This is a genomic window from Endozoicomonas acroporae (assembly GCF_002864045.1).
Classification (GTDB): domain Bacteria; phylum Pseudomonadota; class Gammaproteobacteria; order Pseudomonadales; family Endozoicomonadaceae; genus Endozoicomonas; species Endozoicomonas acroporae.
This window is the reverse complement of record NZ_PJPV01000072.1, coordinates 1-10,854: the sequence shown is the minus strand read 5'-3', so window position 1 is coordinate 10,854 and position 10,854 is coordinate 1. Positions and strand designations below refer to the sequence as shown.

At 47.4% G+C, this 10,854-nt stretch carries 13 protein-coding genes, 2 rRNA genes and 1 pseudogene; 6 read left to right on the top strand and 10 right to left on the bottom strand.

Features of this window, described 5'->3' with window-relative positions; translation table 11 throughout:
- Positions 1–172: ribosomal RNA gene (locus tag CX664_RS12345) — 23S ribosomal RNA — on the top strand; the annotation flags it as partial.
- 160 nt (positions 173–332) lie between these two features.
- Positions 333–448 (top strand): 5S ribosomal RNA (gene rrf, locus CX664_RS12340).
- Between the two features lie 72 nt (positions 449–520).
- On the opposite strand, the gene CX664_RS12335 is transcribed toward rrf, so the two are convergent.
- The 5 genes from CX664_RS12335 to CX664_RS12315 all read right to left on the bottom strand — a co-directional run bounded on the left by CX664_RS12335 (position 521) and on the right by CX664_RS12315 (position 1,974).
- Entirely contained in the window at positions 521–781 is a 261-nt protein-coding gene (locus CX664_RS12335) for a helix-turn-helix transcriptional regulator (protein WP_101747028.1), read from the bottom strand.
- 117 nt (positions 782–898) lie between these two features.
- Positions 899–1,093: a hypothetical protein gene (locus CX664_RS12330; RefSeq protein WP_101747027.1), complete on the bottom strand. Its 195-nt coding sequence runs from the start codon at positions 1,091–1,093 to the stop codon at positions 899–901.
- Positions 1,094–1,098: 5 nt separating this feature from the next.
- Complete coding sequence (locus CX664_RS12325) at positions 1,099–1,509, bottom strand: hypothetical protein (RefSeq protein ID WP_145999974.1); 411 nt, start codon at positions 1,507–1,509, stop codon at positions 1,099–1,101.
- Positions 1,472–1,696 carry a hypothetical protein gene (locus tag CX664_RS12320; protein ID WP_101747025.1) on the bottom strand — a complete coding sequence of 75 codons (225 nt, stop codon included), beginning with the start codon at positions 1,694–1,696 and terminating at the stop codon, positions 1,472–1,474. The genes CX664_RS12325 and CX664_RS12320 overlap by 38 nt, the downstream gene beginning before the upstream one ends.
- A gap of 2 nt (positions 1,697–1,698) precedes the next feature.
- Positions 1,699–1,974 carry a hypothetical protein gene (locus CX664_RS12315; protein ID WP_101747024.1) on the bottom strand — a complete coding sequence of 92 codons (276 nt, stop codon included), beginning with the start codon at positions 1,972–1,974 and terminating at the stop codon, positions 1,699–1,701.
- Positions 1,975–2,079: 105 nt separating this feature from the next.
- Between CX664_RS12315 and CX664_RS12310 the strand changes: the two genes are divergently transcribed.
- Together CX664_RS12310 and CX664_RS12300 are read left to right on the top strand one after the other, a co-directional pair.
- Positions 2,080–3,483 (top strand): transposase, encoded by a 1,404-nt coding sequence (locus tag CX664_RS12310; RefSeq protein WP_101747023.1) that lies wholly within the window; start codon positions 2,080–2,082, stop codon positions 3,481–3,483.
- A gap of 417 nt (positions 3,484–3,900) precedes the next feature.
- Positions 3,901–4,857, top strand: coding sequence for an IS1595 family transposase (locus tag CX664_RS12300; RefSeq protein WP_101747029.1), 957 nt, complete (start codon positions 3,901–3,903; stop codon positions 4,855–4,857).
- On the opposite strand, the gene CX664_RS27780 is transcribed toward CX664_RS12300, so the two are convergent.
- The 3 genes from CX664_RS27780 to CX664_RS12290 form a co-directional block, all read right to left on the bottom strand.
- Complete coding sequence (locus CX664_RS27780) at positions 4,854–4,985, bottom strand: hypothetical protein (protein WP_276328484.1); 132 nt, start codon at positions 4,983–4,985, stop codon at positions 4,854–4,856. The genes CX664_RS12300 and CX664_RS27780 overlap by 4 nt on opposite strands.
- 109 nt (positions 4,986–5,094) lie before the next feature.
- Positions 5,095–5,310 (bottom strand): hypothetical protein, encoded by a 216-nt coding sequence (locus CX664_RS12295; RefSeq protein ID WP_101747021.1) that lies wholly within the window; start codon positions 5,308–5,310, stop codon positions 5,095–5,097.
- Positions 5,311–5,380: 70 nt separating this feature from the next.
- Positions 5,381–8,218, bottom strand: coding sequence for a ZmpA/ZmpB/ZmpC family metallo-endopeptidase-related protein (locus tag CX664_RS12290; RefSeq protein WP_101747020.1), 2,838 nt, complete (start codon positions 8,216–8,218; stop codon positions 5,381–5,383).
- 272 nt (positions 8,219–8,490) lie between these two features.
- Between CX664_RS12290 and CX664_RS26380 the strand changes: the two genes are divergently transcribed.
- Positions 8,491–8,655: a hypothetical protein gene (locus CX664_RS26380; RefSeq protein ID WP_180966363.1), complete on the top strand. Its 165-nt coding sequence runs from the start codon at positions 8,491–8,493 to the stop codon at positions 8,653–8,655.
- A gap of 266 nt (positions 8,656–8,921) precedes the next feature.
- On the opposite strand, the pseudogene CX664_RS12285 reads toward CX664_RS26380, so the two are convergent.
- Positions 8,922–9,176 (bottom strand): annotated as a pseudogene (locus CX664_RS12285) (transposase); the annotation flags it as partial.
- Between the two features lie 222 nt (positions 9,177–9,398).
- Between CX664_RS12285 and CX664_RS12275 the strand changes: the two are divergent.
- The gene (locus CX664_RS12275; protein ID WP_101747018.1) at positions 9,399–10,139 is read left to right on the top strand and encodes a hypothetical protein; all 741 of its coding nucleotides are present in this window, start codon (positions 9,399–9,401) and stop codon (positions 10,137–10,139) included.
- Positions 10,140–10,284: 145 nt separating this feature from the next.
- Here CX664_RS12275 and CX664_RS12270 read toward each other — a convergent pair whose 3' ends face one another.
- Positions 10,285–10,644 (bottom strand): basic helix-loop-helix domain-containing protein, encoded by a 360-nt coding sequence (locus CX664_RS12270; protein WP_101747017.1) that lies wholly within the window; start codon positions 10,642–10,644, stop codon positions 10,285–10,287.
- Positions 10,645–10,854: the final 210 nt, after the last annotated feature.

Here is a 10,854-nt window from a genome sequence, read left to right as displayed (position 1 = left end):
ACGGGATAACCGCTGAAAGCATCTAAGCGGGAAGCCCCCTTCAAGATGAGACTTCCCTTGCCCCTTGAGGGCACTAAAGAGCCGTTAAAGACTATGACGTTGATAGGTTGGGTGTGTAAGTGCTGTGAGGCATTGAGCTAACCAATACTAATGACTCGTGCGGCTTGACCATATAACGCCAAAGCGATTTGCGAATCAGTTGACGGTGGTCAGTGACCAGTTGTCAGTTGGAGCCATACGCAAGAGTGTACAGCAAGAAAGCTTAAATACTGGATTCCAGAGCAAGGACAGCTTATAGCCTACAGCTTAAAGCTTCCGGCTCAAAAGCTTAGCCTGGCGACCATAGAAGGTTAGAACCACCTGATCCCATCCCGAACTCAGCAGTGAAATGACCGATCGCCGATGGTAGTGTGGGGTTTCCCCATGTGAGAGTAGGTCATCGCCAGGCACCTGATTTAAAATGCAGTAAAAACAAAGGCTTCCTTATGGAAGCCTTTTGTGTATATGGTCAGGTTCGGAATCAGTTCGGATTCTGGCCGAACTTTTTCTCCGCTTCAGCTTCTGCCAGATTGTCACAGGTTTGCTGGCGATCCAGCCAGGCCTTCAGATCTTCTACCCGGTAACGAATTGACCGGCCCAGTTTTATAAACGGGGGCGGTGTCTGGCCAAACAGCTCTCCCGATACTCTCGACTTGTCCAGTGCACTTTTACAAACACCTATAAACATTGCCGCTTCACGGGTTGAGTAATTGATGCATTCAATAGGGGCTTTCACTTCCATGCCACTTGCTCCTTTTTTGAGGGGAAAGATTTTCGATTAGTTTTAGTTGTTCTACAGTTCATAGGAATGTCTAATTTCCATCGAAGCTGGTTCTTATGAAGTTGGCCATAGGCTTGGTTAAAAAAATTTCAGAATGTCATAACCCAGTACCGGCTGGGCATTACTGGTGGTCAGCCGCTTACTGTTTCGGTTGTGGAACGAGGTTTCCGTTGGATCGTACATCAGGCCATATTGCCAACCACGGTCGGTAAGCAGGTATTTGCCTTTTTTGCCCTGACCGGTCCATTTGATGATTCGTAGTTTTTCCAACACCTCGACTACATCTCGACTACATGTTGGCGGCTCCGGCCAATAAACTCGCCCAGTTCTACCAGAGAGAAGAAATCATCCAGCTCGTAGCGGTTGCGTTTGCGCCTTTGTTTTCTCTGGATAGGCTCTTCATCGGTTTCAGAACCAACCTCCGCAGGATCAGCATAGCCGCCATCCTGATTGATCGATTCAGTTTTGGATTCATTGGGGAGAGTAGATTGCAAACGGTTCAGTACGGTTTGATACCACTTGACCTGTTTCACTGGCGCACCGCTATTATGGGCTTTTCCGGTATCAATGATTTCAAACAGAGGCTGACCCTGATCGGTAGGTACCCACTGACTATCGATTTTGATCTGGAGTCCTGCCGCTTCCAGTAATTTATTTACCTGGCGGGGATCCTGCGGCGGTGTCATCATTTGGCCAAGCTGGGTAGGCGTAAACGTCATGGCCTGAACAAGGTGCTACCAGTTGTTTCTGACCCATGGCTTCCAGTGGCGAGAAACCGATCTGGCTTTTCAGCAACCGGTCAGCAGAGAGTAATTTCTGGTTTCCGGTAAAGCCCAGTGCCTCGGCAAAGGCAATGGCTTTCAGGGAGGTGGCCATGTTCATTTCCAGCAAAACCTGGGATGTGGTGGTTTCGCCTCTTCAGCTTGAACGTCTTCTTTTAAGTGAGCCGTGGGGATCGCTCTGCCGGATTCCAGGTTATCCCAGCGCACTACCAGGTCGGCGCAATAATTTCCGTCGATGGAAGCCATTGCGGTGATGCTGTCGAGGCGATCCAGCAACAGATGTTCCACAAACTGCCCTGAAACCCCCTGTTTTGGCCTCTCCTCAATTTGAGGAGAGGCAATTGCACCCTCTTTAACCAGTAATTCCCGCAATAACTAAAATCCCTTTGCTACCAAGGGCTGGAAGCTTGCGGGACAATTTCAGCTAGGCAGTCTAGAATAGAGGATATTTTTGGCAAAATACCAACACAGTGTCATATGCCTTCCTCTCATAATCATTCGGTTACCTCTGACCTCATTGATATTGTTTTTGAAAAAGTTCAAGAGATTCCTGACCCTCGCTCACAAAAAGGGCGTTCATCAAATATTTCCATTGCCGATTTTTTTATGTATGGCCTTGGTGTTTTTCATAATAAAAATGCATCATTACTGACCTGCGATGTCAAACGAGACCAGCCAACAATTAAAGAAAATGCCAAGAGTTTGTATCACGTTGAACACATACCTTGTGATACCTACCTGAGATCAACTATTGACCTCGTTCAGACAAAACATATTCGTCCACTGTTTCTCGCCTGTCTTGCTTATTGTCAGCGGCGTGGGAAATTGAAACAGTTCCAGTATTTTAAAGAGGGCTACCTGGCTCCCATTGATGCAACACAAACCTTTACGTCAAAGTCCATCAGCTGTAAAAACTGTTGCACAAAAAACGCTGACAACCCAAAAAAAACAACCATTTACTATCATCAGTTATCAGCAATCTGTCTTGTAAAGCCAGGATTGAAAACGGTTATTCCATTAATGCCTGAACCGATTACCCAACAAAAAGATGCTTCCAAAAATGACTGCGAAGTGCGTGCCCTTGAACGCATCCTGGAAGACCTTGCCAGGGAACACTATCACCTTAAACTGGTGCTGGGTTTAGATGGTCTCTATTCCAAGGGACCAACCCTTAAACTCATCCGGTCTTATGGCCACCATTTTATCGCTGTTGCCAAGGACACGGATCATAAGGCATTGCTGGAAAGCATTGATGATCTGGACCGGAAAGGCCAAGTTCGGCGATTCACTTATACGGACAAACGGGGGCATCGGCACTCGTTTCGCTACGTAAATGGTGCTCCACTAAATAAGTCACACCCTGACTTTATAGTCAATTATGTGGACTATGTGGAAACGGATCCGGATGGGAAAGTAAAATACTTCAATAGCTGGGTAACCAATCTGCCAATTCACAACCATATGTGTTGCATGAAAATCATGCGAGGAGGACGCGCAAGGTGGTTAATTGAAAATGAAACGTTTAATACACTGAAGAATTTGGGTTACAGTCTGGAACACAACTTTGGTCATGGTGAAGATAATCTGTCAAGCAATCTTGCCTGTCTGATGTTTCTTGCCTTTCTGATTGATCAAATTGTCGAACTTTCCTGCCCCTTGTTTAATGAAGCGCTGACGGCTAACAAACGGAAAAAGACGCTTTGGGAGAAACAGAGAAATTTCTTTGAGATTTTCGTGGTTAGTTCTTGGGCGTTATTCATGAAGGGGCTGATCTTGCAGGGAGCACCTGAACCAAAAGCAAAAGGCAAGCAAGTTAAACCTGATGAACAGCCAAAACGAAAAATGATCAGCATCCGGAGTTTATTCCCTGATACGGCATAGTTACCAATAAAAAACCATTTTCTTCAGTGTATTTAAGTTAACCTATTGATCAGTTTTTTTTCTGATGGTTCTGTTTGTGTCTAAAAAATCAATAAAACAATTAAGGGAAAATCTTCATTTTTCTATTTTTTGCGGGAATTGCTGGTATGAGAGGTGGGGTTGTCACTATTGTCACCCGGTGGCTTTGGCAGTGGCCGTTCAGTGCGTATTTGGTGCCCGGATCCCTGTTGTTTATCAACCTTAACAGGTTGTACTTTCGGACTGCTTACGGGTGTGGTGATTTCGACTTTCCTCTGCCGGAGGAGAAAACCCGGCACCTTTGAGATCACAAAAGCTTTCCTGATTACCACTGATCGTACGTCATGAGTCAGCAGCTATAATAAACGTCGATAGTCATGTTTTTTGGAGGTAAAACTGATGTGTAAAAATACCATTCAGTTCCAAAAAGGCATTGGCATCAGGCAATTTCTGGCTAATTACGGCAATGAAGATCAGTGTGAGAGCGCGCTGATCTCCTGGCGCTGGCCAGATGGCTTCCAATGCCCGAAATGTGGCTCCCGCAGTTTCTGCAAGCTTCACCGAAAAGCTGAATTCCAGTGCAATTGCTGCCGTTGCCAAACCTCGCTTACCAGCAACACCATCTTTGACTCAACAAAGCTGCCTCTGGCTACCTGGTTTCTGGGTATCTATCTCGTCACCCAGAATAAAGCGGGGATTTCTGCCCTGACGCTTCATCGACAACTTGGCATTTCCTACAATGCCTCATTGCGCATGAAGCACAAACTCATGCAGGTCATGATGGAAAGAGATAACAGCTGGCAGTTGAGTGGATTTGTTCAGATCGATGACGCCTATTGGGGCGGTGAACGCCATGGAGGCCGCCGGGGCAGAGGCTCAGAGAACAAAGCTCCCTTTGTGGCCGCAGTTCAGACAGATGCTGATAACCACCCTATCTACATGAAGTTCAATGCCGTTGATAACTTCCAACGAAAAACCATTCGGGAGTGGGCAGAACATGCCCTGAAAAAGGGTGTCCGGGCCGTCAGCGATGGTTTGTCCTGTTTCCGGGGCATCGAAGATGCCGGATGCCAGCACACAGCCATCATTACCGGTGGTGGCCATGCTTCCATGGAGAATGAGTTGTTTACCTGGGTAAATACCATGCTGGGAAACGTGAAAACAGCGATGACCGGCACTTATCATAAGCTCGACCCCAAGCATCTTGGCCGTTATCTATCAGAGTTCAATTATCGATTTAACCTGCGTTTTGATATGCCTTCAATGATCTCAAGGCTTGGGCGGGCGGCAGTCAATACAGCACCGATGCCAGATCGACAGCTCAAGCTACCAGACGTCCAGTGGCAACCGGGCTAGCCATTAAACGATAACTGAAAGACAGTTGCAGTGTGAACATTATCATTGCGAATGATGATGTAGCCCTTTGCCTGTTCGGAGTGGTTAGAAGCCGAGTTGAGTGGATAATCTGGAGAACGAGCACTCATGATGCCTGCTCCACCGGTAAAACTGGAGAGATTTTATTATTTCTTTACTGGGTTATAGGCATAAAGAATGAAAATTTGCGAATATATTCTTAAATAAACTTTCTCTATATCATGACGTACGAACAGTGGTAATCACAAAAGCTTTTGCGGCCTTTGCGATTTTTGTAGCCCTTACCGATACAGACTCAGTCGGTTCATGGACCGATATCTGACGATCGACGAATATTGCTCTGGCGGGTTTTTTGCGCTGTTTGTTATTGTCGTCTGACTTATGGATGCCGGGCTGGACAATGTGTTGAGTGGTAGAATTGTTGATTTGTGGCATAAAGATCAAGTCCCCTTTTTCAGTCAGCCATGAAAGCTCTCACTAGGAAGATCTCTTTCATATTCGTGAGTTAATGGCTCACAGGGCTTGCAGGGCGATCAGGCGCAGGTTTTTCTTCAGTGTTCGTCATGGGGTTGCAGTCTCCAGTTACCATATCCGCCAGCTCAATTACCTCCGGTTCGCCATAGCTACGGGCGGGTTCATGCTCGGTCAATACATGGTATACAGGGGAGGCAGGGCGTTGTTGGTCAGGTTCTTCTTCAGTGCTCACCATGGGGTTGCAGTCTCCGGTTACCATACCCGCCAGCTCGATTTCCACCGGTTCAAGATAGCTACAGGTGGATTCATGCTTGGTCAATACATGGTACACAGGGGAGGCAGGGCGTTGTTGGTCAGGTTCTTCTTCAGTGCTCACCATAGGGTTGCTGTCTGCAGTTATCATACCGGGCTGCTCGATTTCCATCGATTCGCCAGAACTCCAGCGATAGGCGGATGCAAACCCGATCAGTTCCTGGTACAAAGGGCTGTCAGGGCGTTGTTGGTCAGGTTTTTTTTCAGTGTTCTTCCTGGAAATGCTGCCCCCTGTTGCCGTGTTCCCCTGTATGTCTAACAACGGTTGGTAATGTCTCTGAGGGGGAGTGGGCAGCGGTCTGTCTGGCAGCTGGTAATGGCTCTGAGGAAGAGTAGACAGCGGTATGCCACTCCGGGGTCGGCCTTCGGGGTGCATCGGCATGGGTTCCTCACGGTTCCGGCCAGCCTGAGCTGATAATCTTTGACGATAATGGCGGTAGGCGCATAACCCGGTCCCGGCCAGCACAAAAAGTGCCACGCCCAGAGAGACGCCCAGGGCGATATAGGCTACGAAGGTAGTATTTAGAGATCCCGCTAACGTGACAGAAGCTGGGCTGGAAAAGGTCGTAGTCATAGTGCCACCTTTGGGTCCCGTCTCCAGGATTGGGGGCGGTGGAGGGGCATTGGCACCGTATAATGTAGCAATACCATCATAATTAAGCAGGCACTTTGGTGTTACCAAGCGGCGGTCAATTTCTGCACAGTAAATTTCTGCACAGTAATCTGCACAGTAATCCCTATTTCCATTAGGACATATCTCGGTTATGTTTTGTGGCCGGACACCATTGGTATGGGTATTGCAAATAAGTGGGTCTTTCACTCCTACCGTGATTCTCGCAGTGGTATTTTTGTGAGCACTTGTAACGTTGGTGTTAAACGCAAAGGTGCCGTCGACATCTGCCTTTCCACTGCTGCGTCCTGCGTCAATACCGGCATCTGCATCAGGTCCTTCTGTGCCAACCTTACAGTTTACTGCGATCGTGGTGGTAACCTTTCCTGTACTTTTATGATCTCCCGCACCAATACCGGCAAATGCTTCGGGACCGCTGGTTTTCACCGTGCAGTATACTGCCAACGTGTCGTCAATATTTCCTGTTCCTTCATTCAATCCCACCCCAATACCGGCGCTTGCCATTTTTTTGTCGGTTGTTACCCCACAGGCCACCGCTCTCGTGTGGCTAACAGTACCGTCTCTCGATACTCCCGCCCCAATACCGGCATTTGCAGAGGCATGGGAGGTTGTCACCATGCAGTTCACCGCAGTCGTGTCGGTAACAGTTCCTTTATACTGATATCCCGCCCCAATGCCTGCATCTGATTCTTTTCCCAGTGTTGTAACATTACAGTTCACCGCAGTTGTGTTGGTAACGATTCCTCCCAACGAAAAACCCGCACCAACACCCGCATCAACACCAGCACTACTATTTATTTCAACATAACAGTTTACCGCAGCCGTGTTAGCAACAGCTCCATTATGCAGAACTCCCACACCAATACCGGCATATGCATTGCGACCGGAGGTTTTCACCGTGCAATTCACCGCAGCCGTGTTGGTCAGGGTTCCTCCGTTGACATCGCCCACGCCAATAGCTGCGGGTCCACCGTTTGTGGTGAGCTCAGCACGCGCAACCTGAATATTACTGACCATGGCGTCGCCTGATATTTTACAAGCCGCTACCCCGGCAGGCGCTGATGACGTTATCTTGGCATCACTAAGGGTCAGGTTATCGATACGGCCGCCCTTAAGGTTTTCTACCAGGCAGCGGGAGAGCTTGCTAATGGTATGACCCTGACCGTTCAGCTGCCCGCGAAACGGAAGGGTTTTACTACCAATGGATCGGGTTAACTGCCTACCATCAATATCCCTGGTCAGCCGATAATTTCTGCCGCATGATTTCCTATCATTACAGATTTTGCCAAGGTTTCCTGCATCCGCCACATCAACCCAGTCGTCGGTGCCAGGGTTGGATACTGATGATGCGCCGACAGCGGAAAATCCGGCCAGGGCCCCCAGTGCCAGGGACGTCTTTGGCAACTGGCCAAACCGTTGCGTGTTGGCAACGGATTTAGTTATTTTTTGTCGTGTATTTTGTGGGGCTTTGCTGGTTTTTTCTTTATCTTTATCTTTGGCGTTTTCCGGGGCCCCGTCCTGCCTATTTTCCCTGTGCGTGCCAGGCTCGGCATGGGCAGTGAATGCATTAAACTGATCCCAGGCACATTGGCCCGCAGTGAAGAGGCTGGGAAGATTGCCCAGCAGACTACTGATTCCCGGGGACATGCCGCCACAGGCTGATACCACACGTCCTGCCAGTGCGGTGATCTGCAGGAAATTACCCAGGCTATCAATGCCCTGAGGGCCCTGAGGATCACTGCCTGCTGCACCGGGCACTGGCGGCCGGGAATTTGTCGGATCAAAGTTGGGGTTCAGCGACCGGACAAACGCACTAACCCCGACACCCAACCTTCCCCACCGGCCCTCCAGTTCTGTGGCCGGGGTTGTTACAGGTTGCGGATCGGCGGCAGTGCCTGTCGTGGGTGCGCTTGGTTCTTGTATCAAAATCAATCCCTTATAACAAAGTTGTTTATGTTGATATCAATCGACTGTCTTACATAGCAAACGACCATAACCATAAGTAAACTGGTTAGGAAAATTAAACTATTTCTGACGTATAACTGGTGTCGCTGTTTGCAGGTTGACAGGGAGAAAATATAGTGGCCAGTTTTTTGGCAGTGGTAAGAATAGTTTGAATTAGATGCGCCTTTTTTTACTATAAGAATGCAGTTTCTCCGGCTGTTGGCATTTACAGGATTCACTTTAATAACCGGCCAGTGAATATTCTCAGGGTAGCCGACAAACACGACGATCGCCGTAATAACTGGATTAAAGAGCTTGATCAGCGCAGGGGCAAGAATATATCAGCAGTGTCTGTTGCCAATAAAAACGCTCGCATTGCCTACCCCAAAGGCCGGATATATGGAAGCATTACTCTTTAAAAGCCATTGTGAAAACTTCTCCTTGCATCGCGGGGCGGACCATATATGACTCCCAGCTTCGCCCCCCCCCAGCTTCCTTCGACAAAGGTTGTCACCAAAGGAGCGCTTATCTCCATTTCCACTTTACGTCGATCAAAATCCACATACTTCTGGCCGCCGTTTAAAGGTAAAAGTCTCTATGGAATAACAAGACAGAAACATTCTGATCCTTGGGAGGCTCGGTCAGGATCGAATGGCTACCAAGATAAATAACGTGAGTTCGATGCTCAGAAAGCCATAGGCAAACCTTCTGTCAGTGCTGTTACATCAATATGGGGCTTTTTGGGCTGCTGGGTATAAGCGATTAGTCCAGCTATCAGATTCACCGCAAAATTGAAGGGTGAGCGGTGCCGAGTATGCTCTATCTGTGAAAGATTCTTCAACTGGTCGTTAACACTTTCAATCACAGCCCGTTTTCGCAACATCGCTTTATCAAAGGCTCTCAGCTCTTTTGGCTTCATATTTTTCCGAACCTTCGTTATGGTTAACAGTCATCGTAAATCTTCAGGTCTGGTTGAAATAATTGTTGAATGGGGTGGGGCAGGGAGGAACTTTTAGAATGAAGGCACAGTCTTAAACTGCAATTCAATATTTCACTAATTCTAATGTACAGATTTAACATAGACGCAAATTCCATTTCTTCCTGTTCGCAGGGTTGTCCAGGATCAGCTTTACCACCTGATACCTGCGGCTCACAGCGAACCATGGCTGGTTATTCGGTGCAGGCACTTGATCCATTGCCCCGATATTCAAATCGGGAGGTAAGCAATCAGGGCATACCATCAATTTCACGTGCACTTAAAGATTTTACAATTTCCCAACGACCGTCCACTGAACATCAATTCAAGCATTCTGGGCTTACACCAGAAGAGCTTGATGTAATAGTATCTTGTGATTCTTCCAGTCAACCTGTTAATCATCCTTTTTTACCCACAGATTTAACTTTTAAAAACTCTCAACAGATAGCCTGGGAATTACCCTCAGAAAATTCATTAGCTGATTTTTCCAAGCCATCATCACGACCAGTTGCTATCGCTGGCCCGTTAAATACACACACACAAGGGCAGGCTTCAACGGAAACTATTGAGTTTAGAGCACCTGAATCGTCCCGTTATGTTATACCTCTACCCCTCACGCCCGCAGTCACTCACGATCGGTCAGATAGGAAAAAGGAATACCAGAAGGTTTATCGTACGTCCGAGAGAGGGAAGGCTGTCAAACGTGCCTGGGAGGAGTCCCGGAGAGGGAAAGCTACCCGGAAGGCTTACCAGATGAAGTGTCAGAATTCTATTCATAAGGCTTATCGAAGGGCTTACAGTAAGGCCTACTATTTTGCTCTCAAGAATACCGGTGACAGAGAACAGGCCAAAATTGCTGGTCGAAAAGCGACTGACTTGATAAGGGAATCGATGACTCAGCATGCTAATGACCGATCCATATTTTAACTAAGTGATTCCTATTTCATTAACTGCTTACTTTCTAACTTGATTGAGCTGCCCGGGAGGCTGTTCGAGGATAGACATCCCCACCGCAGCGACAGCAAATTGGTCTGAAAATCCAATTTTATAAGACTAAATGTTGTTTTTTAGGTCAGCCTCCAAGTTGCTCTTCTAACTGTTGAATGTATGCCGTGGCTTGTACCAAAGTCTCTATCTTTGTTAATTTTTGATTGGATGCTCCGGGAATTTCATTTCGAAGTTCCTGGTAGGCTTGATTCATGATTTCCCTGCGTCTTTTTTCATTATCGGCGCGGATCTTTTTCCGTTCAACATAACTACGTTGGGGGGGATTTGTACTTTCCTCTGTGGTTGGTATGGTGTAATGGAATTGAGGGACAATTTGCTGGACATTAAACTCATTGAAAGTGCATACTGCGGCAGAATTGATTTGACACATGTCATAAGGAGTAATCGATGGCGGAGACTGCATCGGCGTTATATTAAAGTTCATCTGATGTCATACAGCAATTCCCGATGAATCCTGGAGCTCCACCGCCACATAGCATACAGAGGAGGCAATAAAAACTCACCCGCACAATTTATCGACTAAAATTGATCCTTACTAAATCATCGTCGTCGGATCGATTATGGGTGCTGCCATACAGAAAAAAGTCAGGCAATTCAGTGCTACTTATCTTATAAAAACCGTTTCTGAATGCTT